The organism is Bowmanella denitrificans (genome assembly GCF_002887595.1).
In the GTDB taxonomy this organism is placed as follows: Bacteria; Pseudomonadota; Gammaproteobacteria; order Enterobacterales; family Alteromonadaceae; genus Bowmanella; species Bowmanella denitrificans.
On sequence record NZ_PEBU01000001.1, the window covers coordinates 337515 to 352766 of the forward strand.

Annotated in this window: 15 protein-coding genes; all 15 read right to left on the reverse strand. The window is 51.3% G+C overall.

Features of this window, described 5'->3' with window-relative positions; all coding sequences use genetic code 11:
- Position 1 precedes the first annotated feature (1 nt).
- Entirely contained in the window at positions 2 to 1468 is a 1467-nt protein-coding gene (gene rng, locus CSR04_RS01610) for a ribonuclease G (RefSeq protein ID WP_102794478.1), read from the reverse strand.
- Positions 1465 to 2025: a Maf family protein gene (locus tag CSR04_RS01615; RefSeq protein WP_102794479.1), complete on the reverse strand. Its 561-nt coding sequence runs from the start codon at positions 2023 to 2025 to the stop codon at positions 1465 to 1467. The genes rng and CSR04_RS01615 overlap by 4 nt, the downstream gene beginning before the upstream one ends.
- 1 nt (position 2026) lies before the next feature.
- Positions 2027 to 2509: a rod shape-determining protein MreD gene (gene mreD / locus CSR04_RS01620; RefSeq protein ID WP_102794480.1), complete on the reverse strand. Its 483-nt coding sequence runs from the start codon at positions 2507 to 2509 to the stop codon at positions 2027 to 2029.
- A complete protein-coding gene (gene mreC, locus CSR04_RS01625; protein WP_102794481.1) occupies positions 2499 to 3365 on the reverse strand; it encodes a rod shape-determining protein MreC in 867 nt (288 codons plus the stop codon). Before mreC ends, mreD begins: the two co-directional genes overlap by 11 nt.
- 53 nt (positions 3366 to 3418) lie before the next feature.
- Positions 3419 to 4462, reverse strand: coding sequence for a rod shape-determining protein (locus CSR04_RS01630; protein ID WP_102794482.1), 1044 nt, complete (start codon positions 4460 to 4462; stop codon positions 3419 to 3421).
- 262 nt (positions 4463 to 4724) lie between these two features.
- A complete protein-coding gene (locus tag CSR04_RS01635) occupies positions 4725 to 8063 on the reverse strand; it encodes a DUF6701 domain-containing protein (protein ID WP_102794483.1) in 3339 nt (1112 codons plus the stop codon).
- Positions 8060 to 8446 (reverse strand): type II secretory pathway protein, encoded by a 387-nt coding sequence (locus tag CSR04_RS01640; RefSeq protein WP_146027080.1) that lies wholly within the window; start codon positions 8444 to 8446, stop codon positions 8060 to 8062. The genes CSR04_RS01635 and CSR04_RS01640 overlap by 4 nt, the downstream gene beginning before the upstream one ends.
- 28 nt (positions 8447 to 8474) lie before the next feature.
- Positions 8475 to 9347, reverse strand: a complete 873-nt coding sequence (locus tag CSR04_RS01645; RefSeq protein WP_102794485.1) for a PilW family protein — start codon at positions 9345 to 9347, stop codon at positions 8475 to 8477.
- A gap of 1 nt (position 9348) precedes the next feature.
- A complete protein-coding gene (locus CSR04_RS01650; RefSeq protein WP_102794486.1) occupies positions 9349 to 9939 on the reverse strand; it encodes a type IV pilus modification PilV family protein in 591 nt (196 codons plus the stop codon).
- Complete coding sequence (locus tag CSR04_RS01655) at positions 9926 to 10492, reverse strand: prepilin-type N-terminal cleavage/methylation domain-containing protein (RefSeq protein ID WP_102794487.1); 567 nt, start codon at positions 10490 to 10492, stop codon at positions 9926 to 9928. Before CSR04_RS01655 ends, CSR04_RS01650 begins: the two co-directional genes overlap by 14 nt.
- Positions 10493 to 10531: 39 nt before the next feature.
- A complete protein-coding gene (locus CSR04_RS25330) occupies positions 10532 to 11047 on the reverse strand; it encodes a prepilin-type N-terminal cleavage/methylation domain-containing protein (protein ID WP_102794488.1) in 516 nt (171 codons plus the stop codon).
- Positions 11048 to 11146: 99 nt separating this feature from the next.
- A complete protein-coding gene (locus CSR04_RS01665; RefSeq protein ID WP_102794489.1) occupies positions 11147 to 11749 on the reverse strand; it encodes a prepilin-type N-terminal cleavage/methylation domain-containing protein in 603 nt (200 codons plus the stop codon).
- Positions 11750 to 11784: 35 nt separating this feature from the next.
- Positions 11785 to 12294 (reverse strand): hypothetical protein, encoded by a 510-nt coding sequence (locus CSR04_RS01670; protein WP_102794490.1) that lies wholly within the window; start codon positions 12292 to 12294, stop codon positions 11785 to 11787.
- Between the two features lies 1 nt (position 12295).
- Positions 12296 to 13516 carry a type II secretion system F family protein gene (locus CSR04_RS01675; RefSeq protein WP_102794851.1) on the reverse strand — a complete coding sequence of 407 codons (1221 nt, stop codon included), beginning with the start codon at positions 13514 to 13516 and terminating at the stop codon, positions 12296 to 12298.
- Position 13517: 1 nt separating this feature from the next.
- Complete coding sequence (locus CSR04_RS01680) at positions 13518 to 15251, reverse strand: GspE/PulE family protein (RefSeq protein WP_102794491.1); 1734 nt, start codon at positions 15249 to 15251, stop codon at positions 13518 to 13520.
- Position 15252 lies beyond the last annotated feature (1 nt).

The window sequence follows — 15252 nt, forward strand, 5'->3', positions numbered from 1 at the left end:
ATTACATCATCACCACGTCGTACTTGTCCTGATTGTACAATGGCTCGGTTTGCACTTTGATTTGTCTGGATACAAAGACTTCCAATTCCGCCAGCATATGCGACTCTTCGCCCAGCAACGCATCTGCAACGGCTGGCGAGGCATAAACCACAAATTTATCTGCATCATAGGCCCGGTTCACGCGCACAATCTCACGCATTATCTCAAAACAAATGGTTTCCACCGTCTTGATTGAACCTCGCCCCTTACATACTGGACACTCACCACACAGAATATGTTCCAAACTTTCTCGGGTGCGTTTGCGGGTCATCTCCACCAGACCCAGTGCAGTAAAGCCGTGAATATTAATTTTTGCCCGGTCTTTACCGGTGGCAACTTCCAGACTGTGCAGAACACGACGCTGGTGATCCTGGTCGGTCATATCAATAAAATCGATAATAATAATGCCGCCCAGATTGCGCAGTCTGAGCTGCCGGGCAATAGCGGCCGTGGCTTCGATATTGGTATTGAAGATAGTTTCTTCGAGATTGCGGTGGCCGACAAATGCGCCGGTATTGATATCAATGGTGGTCATGGCTTCGGTTTGGTCAATAATCAGGTAACCTCCTGATTTCAACTCCACTCGCCTTTCCAGGGCGCGCTGCGCTTCGTTCTCCACATCATATAGATCAAAGATAGGGCGTTCGCCCTGATAGACTTCCAGCAATTCATGCAGCTCTGGCGCGTATTCTTTAGTAAAGCTTTGCAATTCACTGAAAGCCAATTTGGAATCGATACGGATTTTGTCCAGCTTAGTGCCGACAAAATCACGCAGCACGCGACGAGCCAGGGGCAAATCTTCATACAACACATTGGCCTTACGCTTTTTCATGCGCTGCTGCACTTTGGCCCATAAGCGCTTTAAAAACTCCGCGTCCTGCTGCAGCTCACTTTCCCCCACGCCTTCGGCGGCAGTGCGCAGAATAAAACCACCGTCTTCACTGCACAAATCCTGCACCAGCAGTTTTAAACGTTCCCGCTCCTGTTCATCCTCGATACGCTGGGACACGCCAACATGGGAAACACTGGGCATAAATACTAAGTAGCGCGAGGGCAGGGTAATGTCGGTAGTCAGACGCGCACCTTTGGTGCCCAGTGGGTCTTTCACCACCTGTACAACAATGTCCTGGCCGTCACGCACCAGTTCGCGAATGTCTTGCTTGGACATATGGCTTTCTGATACCTCACCCACCAGCTCATTGTGAATAACGATATCTGACGCATGCAGAAAGGCCGCTTTATCCAGACCAATGTCCACAAATGCCGCCTGCATACCGGGCAACACCCGGCTGACCTTGCCCCGGTAGATATTGCCCACCAAGCCCCGCTTGGTATGCCGCTCGACATGGATTTCCTGCAAGATGCCGTTTTCGATCAGGGCAACCCTGGACTCAGAGGGGGTAACGTTGATCAGCAGCTCGGCACTCATAGCAGATTTTGCTCCTTCAGTAGTTCAGCAGTTTCGTATAGTGGCAGGCCAACTACGGCACTATAGCTACCCTGGATGCGGGTCACAAAGCGTCCGGCCAAGCCCTGGATTCCGTAGCCACCGGCCTTATCTGCCGGCTCGCCGGTTTGCCAGTACCAGTCTGTTTCAGCCTGACTTAACACTTTAAAGCTGACATCGGTTACCACCAGTCGGTGTTGCAGACCACGATCACTGCGTAGTGCCACCGCTGTCATGACCTGATGGTGAGCGCCTGACAACAGTGCGAACATACGTTGGAAGTCACTTTTGTCGACTGGTTTACCCAAAATGCGATTCTGACATACCACTGCCGTATCCGAACCCAACACAGGGTCCACGTGGCCGGCCTGACGCCAGCCGGCTTCAGCCTTAGCACGGGCCAACCTGACCACATAATCCATGGGTTCCTCGGCAGGCTTAACTGACTCGTCCAGATTAACGCTGATTTGCCTGAACGGTACCTGCAGTTGATGCAGAAGCTCAGCACGACGGGGAGAAGCAGACGCTAAAATCAACATGTCAACTTACCTTCAGTTGTCTGCGCGCTTTGCGCAGAATCATAAAGGACCAGGGCCAGAACAACATGGTTGTCAACACCGGCCACAGGTAATCGAAGAGAAAATAAATATCCGTCAGCAGATGCTGTAACCAGAAGATTACCAGATGATAAAGCGCAGCCAACAAGCCAATCATAAAGGCCTGCTGCCAGACAGAATAGTTACGCAAACGCTGATAATTGGCAGCCAGAATAAACACCACCAGACTCAGGGCCAGACTGTGAATGCCAAGCGCGGTACCGAGCAAAATGTCCAGTACCAAGCCGTTCAAAAAGGCCACTCCAACGTTAACCCGCTGTGGCAGCGCCAGTGTCCAGTATCCCAACACCAGTAATACCCAATCGGGCCGGTATGGGTCGACCAGAATCGGCATCGGCATAATTTGCAGCATTTGCGCCACCAGCAAACTGATGGCAATAGTGTAGTGTCTTAGACTAAGACTCATTAACCGCCTCATCCTGATCTATCGGAGCCTGGGGTGCATCGGCAGGCCATAACAACAATAAATATTTTAACCTGTCCAACTGTGCAGCAGGTTCTGCCCTGATAATAGCAAAAGGACGGCTTTCATCCCGGATAACATCGGTAATGCGGCCAACCGGATAACCTTCTGGAAACACCTGCCCAAGCCCGGATGAAACCAGCATGTCACCGCGCTGAATATCGGTACTATGAGGAACATGGTTGATAACCAAACGGTTTAACTGCCCCGATCCCGAAGCGACCATGCGAACATTATTGCGCAATACCCGGACCGGCACCGCATGGGTGACATCAGCAATCAATAATACCCTACTGGTGGTAGTGCCCACCTGCATTACCTGCCCAACGATGCCTTTATCGTCCAGCACAGGCTGCCCTTCATATACACCTTGTAATGTGCCCTTATTGATCACGATTTGATGGCTGTAGGGATTGTTATCTACCGCCATTAATTCAGCGACCATCTTACGCGCGTCGGCACGCACCGGGGAGCCCAGCAAGGTACGCAGGCGATCATTTTCCTGCCGCAGCACTTCAAAACGCTGCAGTTGCTCACTCATCAGAATATTCTGGCGGGTAAGTTGTGCATTATTCTCCAGCAACTGCCGTTGGGTAGTCAGGGCTCGGGATGTTTGGTTTAGCACTTCACCGGGCAGGTTTGCCATATATTGCAATGGACTTACCAGGGAATTGAGATAAACCCGCACATTGCTGAAGGTATCCAGCTTGCCGTCCAGCACAATAAGCAGCACCGACAGCACAGTGGCAAGCACCAGTCGGCTGGTCAGAGAAGGACCGCGGGTAAAAATAGTATCCAAGACAGAGGCCTAAAAACGAATGGGCGGCTAACGCCGCCTCAAGTAGTTATCGATTATTCGTAGCTGAACAGATCGCCACCATGCATATCGATCATTTCCAGGGCTTTACCGCCACCCCTGGCCACACAGGTCAGCGGGTCGTCAGCAATCACCACAGGAATACCGGTTTCTTCCATTAACAGGCGATCCAGATCCTTAAGCAGGGCACCACCGCCGGTCAGTACCATACCACGTTCGGAGATGTCTGATGCCAACTCGGGAGGAGATTGTTCCAGCGCCACCATCACTGCAGAAACGATGCCTGTCAGTGGTTCCTGCAGCGCTTCCAGAATTTCATTGGAGTTCAGCGTAAAGCTTCTGGGTACCCCTTCGGCCAGATTACGACCACGTACTTCAATTTCGCGCACTTCCTCACCCGGGTAAGCCGCACCAATTTCATGCTTGATTCGCTCGGCAGTGGCTTCACCTATCAGTGAACCAAAGTTACGACGAATATAGTTAATAATGGCTTCATCAAACTTGTCACCACCAATACGTACCGACGAGGAATACACCACACCATTTAAGGAGATAATCGCAACTTCAGTGGTACCACCACCGATATCTACCACCATGGAGCCTGTGGCTTCAGAAACCGGCAAGCCTGAACCGATAGCCGCCGCCATGGGTTCATCAATCAAAAATACCTCACGCGCACCGGCGCCCAGGGCCGATTCACGAATGGCACGACGCTCCACCTGAGTAGAACCACAAGGTACACACACCAGCACACGCGGGCTGGGGCGTAAAAAATTATTGTCATGCACTTGCTTGATGAAGTGCTGCAACATCTTTTCGGTAACATAAAAGTCGGCGATCACACCGTCTTTCATTGGCCGAATGGCCTTGATGTTGCCCGGGGTACGACCCAGCATGCGTTTGGCTTCGCTGCCCACCGCTGCGACACTCTTGGGACCACCGGCACGCTCCTGACGAATGGCCACCACAGAGGGCTCATTCAGAACTATGCCTTGGTTTTTTACATAAATAAGAGTATTGGCTGTACCCAGGTCGATAGATAAGTCATTGGAAAACATTCCGCGAAGCTTTTTGAACATGTACTGACCCGGTCCTTTACGCCCGCCATTTAACGAAAATGGGGCTTAATTTAGCATTTACGACAAACTGGTTAACTTTACCAATGCCCCCGCCCCTGCACAAGTTGACAGGTCAGGCATTAGGTATAAAAAAGTGAGAAAAATTCCGTTTTTGCGGTGTTATTTAGCAAAAACCCCTTAAAGCCAGCGATTTGGCGTTTTTATCCGCCCGCCGTTTATGTGGCGAGTAGCACTTATGTTCAAATCTTGCTGGTTGTTGCACCTAAAAAACTTCACGCTGGAAGATAAGCCTGTCGTTTCCACGGTAAGTGCCAAAGGTGGCAATGGCAGTTGGATTGCTGGGGCCAGCCCCCGTCCAGTTGAATTTGAGCCAGTCATCGACTTGCCATTCTAGACTCGTGGGATTGGTGCCGGGCACGACACCCGGGGCATCCAGCACAAAACTCATTTGCGGCATCACTGGCTTGCCTTTATCAACTGTTTCATCGCCACTAGTGATGCCATTGACTCTGGTGGTCATGGTACCTGCAACCAACTTACTGGCCTGATAGCGGGTGCAACTGTCCTGTTGGTTCAGTTGCCAGACACCGTTGTTGTAATATTGTATTTCCAGGGGAACAGGAAGGTTTTCGGTTTCCGGACCATATGCATTAATCAGCCTGGCCCTGCCATAACGAAATTCAAATTCAGCCCGGTTTTCCAATGCCACCGCACTAACAAAGCCGGTGCTGGGGGTTTGCATCTGCACGCCGTCATCATCCTGCACCAATACACCCACTAGCATGTTTGCAAAAGGGCCGTCTGCTGCAGTGGCACGACTAAACACCAGCGATTGTGAAAAGTTTGCCAGGCCATTATTCCAGTTCAGGGCAAAAGGCCCGGTATTTTGCAATCGATTCACCTCAGTGCTGCCATTGCTTAACCTGGCATACAATAATCCGCTGGCCAGTGAACCAAAATAGTTTGCCGTGCGAACTCCCTGCAGATTTCTGGCCTCAACCTGCCCACTAATAGCAAACTCTTGTCCCATATAGGTAAATTCGCCACAACCCGGTTGCACATCTCCTGCAACAGGTAAACTGAAATAGGCGGGAATAAAGTTTGTCAGTGTCTGACTATTAGACACAATGCTTCCCGCCCCCTGATAGTCTCTGTCACGCACAGTCAGCCTGATCTGCCCCACTTCACTATAGTTAACAATGGCCTGGCCAACGCCCTGACTAAAACTAAGGGAATCTTCGCTGCTGATGGCCTGAAAGCTGGCAGAACCAGGGTTTTGACTCTGAATACTACCCAGGGATAAACGTCCCTGGCTTCCTATGCTGGCAGGCAAGAGTTTTTCCAGCCTAACCTGCAAATCACTGCTATTGGTGTTAATGCCGTCGCTGACGTTGTAGTTTGGAGTGATCTGCCCGGCAGCCCCCACGGCCTCTACCCTGATATTGAAATCTTTTCCAGCCACATGAGGATTGTCCATAGCGGCACTAAGCAGCAAATTTGTTGGCTTAACGACAAAGTTGTTGCTGACGCCTTCTGCATCCTGATCGGAATTTTTCGCCAACAAATTAATCGTTCCGGCATCATCATAACGTAGCGAATTTGCCGGAATGCGGGCAAAGCCCTGACTATCAAAAGTTAGCTGGGTATTGATATAGTTGCCTTCACTCACCGCATTGCCATTGAATCTGAACTGCAAGGCATGACAGACGGCAGGATCAGCGCAATCCATACTTAATAACAAACTCTGGCCACTTAGGTCTGCTTCACAACTTTCTGGTGCGGCCAATCCCACATAAATATCCTGAGTGAATGCGGTCTGGGCGTTTTTGCTGCTAATAGCAGTAAACGGACGATTTTTACTACCCTGACTAAATGCCAGCGCCATGGCTTCAAACGACAGCTTGCAATCGGTCTGCAGCCCATTGCTATAACAATAAACCGGCGCTGAAGGACTGGGGTTTATTCCCCCCATGGTGACCAGAGCAACGCCACTACCATCCGCCAGGCTTTGGTCAACCCTGAGCTTTGCGGTTATCTCACCATTAATATTGAGATTACTGTTGTCCCAACTGCCTTTATTGGTGGTTAGTGTCAGACCGGCCGGGTTACTGTACAGGGTATTGCAAGCTGCATCGTCGCACGCCTTCACCTTGATACTGGCGTCGCCACAAAAATAGCCTTTGGGTGGTTTTTCAATGCGATAATGATCAGGGGCCAGAACAATTGGCTCAGACAAGGCTGCGCAAACCTGCAGATTGTCCAATTCATGGCGGTTGTAGACGTCACCTGTACTACCAGTGAAACTGAGTAGCAGCTTTTCAGGTACGTTCTGTTGGAAGCCAAAACTCAGAATATCCAAAGGGCTGATAATTTCCACAAAGCCGCTGCCAGTATTGCGCAGCACACTGACCAAGGACTGACCTACAGAGGTAGAGTCGATAATAATTTTGTATCTGTGACCAGGTCCGGCACTGGTACCCGTTTTATCCAGACCCGGACTCAGGGTGCCGGAACGGGTGATATACCGGTACTGACTGCTGGCTGATCCCCTGATGACCAGTCTGTCTGGTTGCAATGAACCGGTATAGCCACCAACACGCCCTTCTACGGCCCGGGCGAAGTTCCCGTATTCGTCCATACCAATACCCAGCCAGCCTCCGGCAAATCCAGGTTTACCATGATCAGTGCGCTGAGCATAACCCAATGAGCCGCCAAACCCGCCAGACTGAGGTGTTACCGTGGCATCAGAAAAAACTACCGCAATGCCATCAGCACTGTTACCTGCGTATGAGTAGTAATCGAATTCAATTTCCACTCTGTTATTGGCGGCGGGGAAACGCCGGTTCATGGTAATTCGGGTGGCTTGATCCTGCGCCGCTTCCGTCAGCCTTACTCTGCCGCTCGCAATGGTGGGTACAAATGAACCAGAACTGGTAGACAAGGTCCAGTTCTGTGGGAAAGCCGAGGCACTGTTAAAGTCGTCGTTAAAGCAGGTTAACACCGGGCCACAAGGCCCCACATTGTCGTTGATGCTGCACTGGGTTCCGCCAATGGTGCCATTGTTTTGTAAGCAAGGGGAATTGGCATCCCCGCTTATAGAGCCATTGTTACTCATGCAGCCCTTGGCACTGATATAACCGATCACTGAGCCATGATTGGTGACAGCACCGGTTGCCTGAACATTACCCGTGATTGTCGAGCTACTCCCCACGGTTAAGGTGGTAACACTGAGATTACCGACGATCTGGTTGGACGAACCAATGGTCGTAGAGCCCGCCACTTCAAAGTTTGCTTTGGCGGTAAACCCCGTTCCTGTGGTTAAGCTGCTTGCCACTCTGACAGTTAATTGCGACGCGCTGCCACCATTGTTAATGGCCGCCCCGCCCAAACTGGCGCTGCCGGTAATATTTAACAGCCAGCTACCACTACTTATGGTTATTGAATCGCTACTGGAAAGGGTTAAATTGCCGCATGTTACCGTGTTGGTGCTGGTGTTTCTGGCACAGCCACCAGGCAGCGAACCTGAGGCGAGATTATATGTTGCAGCCCAGGCCGTTGAGCATAGGAACAAATAGGCTGAAACAGCAATCAGTCTAATCATAGCGATACCCTGGCATCTATGGATAGCCTGCGACTCACCACTGCATCACCGGCCTCGCACGCCCCTTCGGCGCTAAAACGGTAGTACCTTACCCCAGCTATGGGATACTCCTGTGTCTGGCAAAGGCTTCGTACCGAACAATTTACCAGGCCTGCGGCCTGTATCGGCTGATATCCGGTATCCGGCGCACAGCCATTAGGATCACCGCCAGCCACGCCCAATGGAAATACCGCCACCAGCTGACTTTCCAGACCACTTTTGGCCGCTTGTAAAGCGCGCACGCCGTACACCTCGGTCACTATGGTATCGCTGGATGCTGATAATATCCGGGTTAAGGCAAAGCCCAGTAGCGCCATCACTACCAGCACAAATAAGGTAATCATCAGCATACTACCTCTCTGCTTTCTGTGCTCAGGGAACATTGGGTACCTGCACTTCATAGTGGTAAGTGACAATTTCCTCATTCAGTTCAAATCTTAGCCTAATCTGCACCAGGGCATTTCTGGTTAGGGTAGCCGCCTGCACCTTAAATGGTAGCTCGTCATTTGCGGCCAGGGTTGAATAAGGATGCACACCTTTCGCCATTAATGATGACTGGCCGGCACGGATCAGTGTCATCACCGATGCACTATTGGTGGGCGAGGAAATATACCCATATCCCTGGTACCGATAGAGCCAGGTATCTGACGCGCCACCTTCCCGCCAGAAGCAATAGGCCACAGGCTGGCCACCAATATAGAAACGCGATGCCGGTGAATCATTGGCAAACTGCACAGCGCCGTTCAGCTGAATACTCATAAGACCATCAGCATCCGGTCCTGACACCGAACTGATAGGGTATTGCTCACGGGGCACATCGGCACTGTTATACACATCCCGACTGGTCAATGGATAAACTATCGCCCTGTCGCCCGAGCTAAAAACATAACTGTCCATGCTCGCGGCCAATTCCACGGCTTGAAAAGTGCTGGCAGGCGCTTCCGGGGCAACAGGAATATCGGTATAAAAGCCACTCCACTTAATTGGTACAAACTCAATGCAGTGGCTGCTATTGGTATTGGCCTGGCGGGTACGGATACTGCCAGGCACTGCGTTGCGTAATTCTCTGTTTAGTCTTTCCACCACAAAGCGCGCTTCACTTAACAGTTGGTCGCGCTCGGTGGCATCCACGTATATACGTGTGCCCAAACCAATAAAACTAAACACCGTCAGTGATACCACGCCTAGGATGGTGATCACCACTATCAGTTCCATCAGGGTAAAACCTTTGCCGCCCCCTGACATCTCAGTAGTTGCCTTTATAAGTGGAAAAGGCAATCTGTTCCCCTGCGGGGGTAGTAACCGACAGATTAATAAGTTTAAAGTCACCTATCGCGTTATCGTTGCTGCCATCCTTGTTTGCGTCATAGAACACCGCGATCTGCACCTCAAAGCCCTGATACAGCTGGATATCCTTGGCCAGCATAGGATTGGCGGCAGCCGTTGGGTTGAGAATTTGCGCTGCGTTTAACCCGCTCAGACAGATATAGTCATCCACATCGTTAAAGGCTTCACGGTTTGTGCCACCTTCTTCACAGCCCAGATTGGCTGGTGCAGTGCAGAGCTCATCGGCCTGCAAGCCATCTGCTGGAAAGTCAGCATCCTCCCCACAGCGCAGCAAACCGCCAGTTCTGTCGGAATGGTGATCAAACGCCCGACCACTGATTTCATTTAACAATGACTGGGCCAGCTCTGCCGCGCGGGCCTGATAAATGGGTTCCACACTGCGGCTAGCCTGGGGCAAAATCAAACTGCTGATCAAAGTCAGCGCCACGGCAAAGGCGGTAATGCCGATAATCAGCTCAATCAGGGTAAAACCACGTTCAGGGGCAGGCATGGATATACCCCTGGGGTTCAATACACACTCCGGCACTGATCACGCCTTTTATATCAATTCGACAGCCTGAGGTGCACTGCGCCACCGGGTTAGCAGGGTTGCTGTTATTTACCGGCCGTCCCAGACTGTCAAAACCAATATGGTTTATGGAAGCAATACCATCCAGGCTCAGCCCTTCCTCAGCCATTTCATTACCATTGGTACGCAAGTAATCAGGAGTCAGGCTGCCGATGGCAGTAGAACAGGTTCTGGCAATTTCTGCCGCGCTACCAGCTAGTTTGTAGGCCAGATTGGGATTGCCCGGGGCAGTATGGGTAAAATCCGGCGGACCAAACGCGGCGGCACTAAGGTTCACCTGAAAACAGTAACCATCACGGGTATCCTGCATGGCACGCATTTGCATAGCGCGCAACGAGGATATCAGTCGGGCCTGATAGGTATATTCCACTACGCCATCTTTACCGGCAAAGCGGCTATAGGCCGACACCGCCAGTACCCCAAGAATAATGATCACTATAATCAATTCCAGTAGGGTATAACCGACGGTTTTCATCTTCGTCCCTTTCGATAGCCAGAACTATGAAATCCTAACTCAGCAATTATCTGTATCGGATACTGCGACTGTGGCTTTTGCCGTGGCACTGGTAGCCGTTGTGTAGGTGATATAGCATTCTGATGCTATAAGTTCTGCGACAGTGGGTGCTGCTGCAGCTTTAGTCACTCTGTCGTAAGGTGCTATGTAAACTTTCGCTGGTGCATTTGCATCTGCCGCATAAGTCCAGTCAGAGGCTGTGGCAGTCACTGAAAAGTTCATATCAAGCACCGCAATAATGCCTGCTGCCGACGCTTCTGGATAGCCATAAACAGTTTGAACCGTGGCCCCACTTACCGTCACATCGGAGTCTGCTGCAGCTTCCGTTCCTGCAATTAATGCTTTGCCATTGACACCTGCCATGGCACTTTGTGCTGCTGCGACAACCCCATCTAATGTTGCAATACGGGCATCAGACTGAATATCAATAAATTTAGGTGCGGCCGTTACCGCCAGAATACCCAAAATCACTATAACAATAATTAACTCAATTAATGTAAAACCACGTTGTTTCATACTTTTTACCCCGTTAAGTCAAACCGCTAAAATCCCTGATTATTATTCTGCTGCGTTCTGCCCTGAAAGCAACTGTAAATCCTTGCTATTACTCATTTTTTACTGGTTACTGAAAACGACAACCTGACCAATGCGCGGGTCATAGACAAAACCGTCACCGACATTATTGTCTGAGGGTGCGCTGCTGCGGTTTTTCACCGACTGGGTAAGATAGTAATAACATACGTCATTGCCGCCCGATCCCGCGCCATTCCCAGCCTGAGTATAGTATCTATGGTTGGCAAATGGTCTTTGGTTCCAGTCAGGGGTGATGGTAGGCGCGCTTTGCATAATTAAATTAAACACACTGACACAGTCCAGATTGGTTAGTGCGGTGTCTTCTGAGCTGCCGTCATTGGCCAGTTCCCCAGTGGGATACCCGGTATCCTTATCAATACCAATTTGAATGCCTCCGACGGTGACATAGGTACTGTTAGCACCGCCGTTTTGCGCCGGACGCCCTTCCAATTCCCATTGGGCGCGAATCAGGCCAACCCCGGTGGCAAAGCCGCCTGCCACACCTTCAACGGTGGCACTTTCGGCATCTTCGGTTACTTCCAGCATCCGCGGCAATGCCACCGCAGCAAGCAGGCCCAGCACCACTACTACGATAACCAATTCAATCAGGGTAAAGCCCTGATTGCACCTATGGTTTTTAGTCATTATCCATCCCCTTGTCACATTGCTTGCGCAGCCTGTTACTGTTGTTTAATCACCTGACCGGTGTAAATGCGATATTCAAAGAAAGGCCCGGTGGACAGTCTGAAGCGGCAGGTACTGTCCAGCGCCTTGCCACTAATAGCCACGCCGTCAAAATATTCCGGATAAACCTTAAAGCTCTCTACCTCAAGAGGCACATTCAGCACCGATTGCCACAGGGCGGCACATCCTTCGCTGTTAGGCTCTACTCTTGGCCAGCCAATATGGCTCATAGCAATAGGGCGCCGGTCTACCTCTTTGCCCTGGCTGTTGTAGCGGATCTGCAAAATCCGCGCGGGGCGGCCTTCCGCCTCCCACTGCCAGCGGGCGCTGACAACCGCTTCAGCCATTTCATCGGCCAGCATTTCCAGACTGACCTTTTTGATATCGTCTTCGCTGTCATTCAGATACCAGATAAAAAACACCATTAACAGGGCAAAGGCCACCACTATAATGATCTGTATCATCAGGCGTTGCAGGTTGTTGTCACTGACGGATTGGTCGCTCATTTCATCCCCCCCGGTAGGCCCGGGCCATATCCCACATAGGTGTGAAGATACCCAAAGCCAGCACCAGTACCATGATGGCCACAATGGCAATCAAAACAGGTTCAATCTTGGCGGTCAGGCTTTTTAAATCGAATTCCACTTCGCGCTCGTAAAACTCCGCCACATCCGTCAGCAGCTCATCCACCCGCCCGGTTTCTTCGCCCACATTAATCATCTGCAGCACCAGTGGCGTAAACATTTTACTGCTGGCACAGACTCTGGACAGACTCTCGCCTTTTTCAATATTCCTGCGCATATCCAGTATTTGTCTGGCCATATGTTTATTGTCCACGGCTTCGGCCACCAGACTAAGCGCATGGGTAACAGGCACGCCTGCCCGGGCCATCATGGCAAAGCTGCGGGCAAAACGGGACAGCAGCGAACGCTGCAAAATACTGCCTACCGCATAAATCCTCAGCTTATATTTGTCCCAGCGTAGTTGCCCCGCGTCGGTACGCAGGTAACGGTGCAGCAGTGCCCAGCCAGCAGCAATGGCCAGTAGCATCCAGGGCCAGTGATGGACAAAGATGTCAGACATTGTTATCAATATTCTGGTCGTCACCGGCAAATCAGCGCCTAACTTGGCGAACATCCCGGCAAAGGTAGGAATAACCCAGATATTCATCACCACTAAGGCCACAACGATGGCAATCAGCACGAACATCGGGTAACGGGTAGCCGCCTTTATCTGCTTGCGTGTTTCCTGCTCCCGTTCCAGATACAGGGCCAGTAAACGAAAGGCTTCGTCCAGTCGACCGGTATTCTCACCAACATGCACCACCGCCACAAACAAGCTGCTGAACACCGCTTTATGCCTGTGCAGCGCATTGGACAGAGAGCGGCCCCGCTCTAGTTGTTCAACCACATCTGACAAAGTTACCTGCATACGCCTGGATGCGGTGCTTTCAGCCAAACCGCCAATTGCGCGTAAAATAGGAATGCCGGACTTGGTCAGCGAATACATTTGCCTGGCAAAGATCACCAGTTCATCCAGACTTACTCTGGGAATGAATAACGCCCGAAGACTTTGACTTTGTGTGCTTTGTGCTTTTTGCTGGATCGCAATAGGCACCAGTTCGCGGTTCAGCAAGACTTGCGCAGCACTGGCCTGATCCTGAGCTTCCAACGTACCACTTTGCAAAGTACCACTGCGGGTTCTGGCCTGATATTGAAATAGCGGCATGTTACTGGCCCACATTCGCAGTTGTAGGCGCTGGTAGTTCCTCAGCCACCATCTCTACCAGTTTCAACACTTCTTCCACTGTGGTTAAGCCTTGTCGGGCGTAGTGCAATGCCATTTTGGACAACGGTTGATAGCCCGCACTGGCTCTGGCGGCCGCACTGAATTTATTGGTGTCAGCGTTTTTCAGGGCATTCATCATACTTTCCGTCATTTCCAGTAATTCAAATACCCCGACCCGCCCACGATAACCAGTCTGGTGACACTCATCGCAACCGGCCCCCTGTTGAAACCGGATGGTGGCAATATCATCGGCCAGACTGCCTAGCCAGAACAACTCATCTCTGTCTGGTTGATAAGGCTGCGCACAACGCTGACATACCCGCCTGACCAGTCGCTGCGCCACAATCGCCCGCAATGAACTGGCCACCAAATACCCCGGCGCGCCCATATCCAGCAAACGTACCGCACTGCTGATGGCATCATTGGTATGCAGGGTTGACAGCACCAGGTGGCCGGTCAGGGCGCCACGCAGGCCGATTTCGGCCGTTTCATGGTCACGCATTTCCCCCACCATGATGATATCCGGGTCCTGACGTAAGGTGGTGCGTAAAACATTGGAGAACGACAAACCAATTTTGTGGTTGATTTGCACCTGGTTGATTCGGGGCAGTCGGTATTCCACCGGATCTTCTACTGTGATGATCTTAACGCCTGGCTGATTCAGCTCACTCAATGCACCATACAATGTGGTGGTTTTTCCTGACCCTGTGGGCCCGGTGACCAGCACCATACCATGAGGGCGTTTTAGTAACTGGCGAAAACGCTTGAGCAGCTCTGCGGGCATACCGGTTTCTTCCAGGCTGAGCAGACCTGCCGATTGGTCCAACAAGCGCATTACCACAGATTCACCATGCTGCACTGGCATAGTGGAAAGACGCACATCAATCTGATGTCCTTTGACCTTTATATGGGTACGGCCATCCTGAGGTAAACGCTTTTCAGAGATATCCAGACCGGACATTAATTTAAGGCGTAATACCAGTGCTGAAGCAATATTGCGTTCTTTGATCAGGTTTTCCTGCAACACGCCATCCACCCGCTGACGAATACGCAGCATGTTATCGTCAGGTTCGATATGAATATCTGACGCCTGCATCTGTACCGCATCTTCGAAAATCGATTTAAGCAAGCGGGCGACCGCGGTGTCTTCGTCTTCAGTGCCAAGATCGGCAAAGTCGAATTCTTCCGCCTCGCGGTTTTCACTTGCCAGTTCCTGAGCGAAAGATGCAATGTCTTCGGTACGTCGATAATGCCGGTCAAAGGCCGACAACAATTGTGACTCGCGGACCACAGCAACCTGAATAGGCTTTTTCAAGATCCCGGCCAGGGTATCCAGCGCTGCCAGGTCAGCCGGATCGCTCATCGCCACCAGCATATGATCCTGGTGGTTTTCCAGCACCAGCGCACGGTAGCGCCTTGCCTGTACCTCTGGTAATAGTTTCACCACCTCAGGTTGTAACGGGCGACTGCTGATATCAATAAAGGGCACGTTCAGTTGCTGGGACAAAAAACTCAGTAGTTGCTCTTCAGAGACCAGCCCCAGGTCTGTCAGGGTATGACCCAGCTTGCGACCTGACTGCCGCTGAGCGTTCAATGCCTGTTGCAATTGCTCTTCGCTGATAACACCTTCATGAACCAATAGATCGCCAAGACGCATTTTCAGTTTTGGCTGCATG

What these genes read in the sequence shown, in the direction of transcription:
- rng (WP_102794478.1), bottom strand. Translation starts at nt 1,468, where the DNA reads ATGAGTGCCGAGCTGCTGATCAACGTTACCCCCTCTGAGTCCAGGGTT.
- CSR04_RS01615 (WP_102794479.1), bottom strand. Translation starts at nt 2,025, where the DNA reads ATGTTGATTTTAGCGTCTGCTTCTCCCCGTCGTGCTGAGCTTCTGCAT.
- mreD (WP_102794480.1), bottom strand. Translation starts at nt 2,509, where the DNA reads ATGAGTCTTAGTCTAAGACACTACACTATTGCCATCAGTTTGCTGGTG.
- CSR04_RS01630 (WP_102794482.1), bottom strand. Translation starts at nt 4,462, where the DNA reads ATGTTCAAAAAGCTTCGCGGAATGTTTTCCAATGACTTATCTATCGAC.
- CSR04_RS01635 (WP_102794483.1), bottom strand. Translation starts at nt 8,063, where the DNA reads ATGATTAGACTGATTGCTGTTTCAGCCTATTTGTTCCTATGCTCAACG.
- CSR04_RS01640 (WP_146027080.1), bottom strand. Translation starts at nt 8,446, where the DNA reads ATGATTACCTTATTTGTGCTGGTAGTGATGGCGCTACTGGGCTTTGCC.
- CSR04_RS01645 (WP_102794485.1), bottom strand. Translation starts at nt 9,347, where the DNA reads ATGTCAGGGGGCGGCAAAGGTTTTACCCTGATGGAACTGATAGTGGTG.
- CSR04_RS01650 (WP_102794486.1), bottom strand. Translation starts at nt 9,939, where the DNA reads ATGCCTGCCCCTGAACGTGGTTTTACCCTGATTGAGCTGATTATCGGC.
- CSR04_RS01655 (WP_102794487.1), bottom strand. Translation starts at nt 10,492, where the DNA reads ATGAAAACCGTCGGTTATACCCTACTGGAATTGATTATAGTGATCATT.
- CSR04_RS25330 (WP_102794488.1), bottom strand. Translation starts at nt 11,047, where the DNA reads ATGAAACAACGTGGTTTTACATTAATTGAGTTAATTATTGTTATAGTG.
- CSR04_RS01665 (WP_102794489.1), bottom strand. Translation starts at nt 11,749, where the DNA reads ATGACTAAAAACCATAGGTGCAATCAGGGCTTTACCCTGATTGAATTG.
- CSR04_RS01670 (WP_102794490.1), bottom strand. Translation starts at nt 12,294, where the DNA reads ATGAGCGACCAATCCGTCAGTGACAACAACCTGCAACGCCTGATGATA.
- CSR04_RS01675 (WP_102794851.1), bottom strand. Translation starts at nt 13,516, where the DNA reads ATGCCGCTATTTCAATATCAGGCCAGAACCCGCAGTGGTACTTTGCAA.
- CSR04_RS01680 (WP_102794491.1), bottom strand. Translation starts at nt 15,251, where the DNA reads ATGCAGCCAAAACTGAAAATGCGTCTTGGCGATCTATTGGTTCATGAA.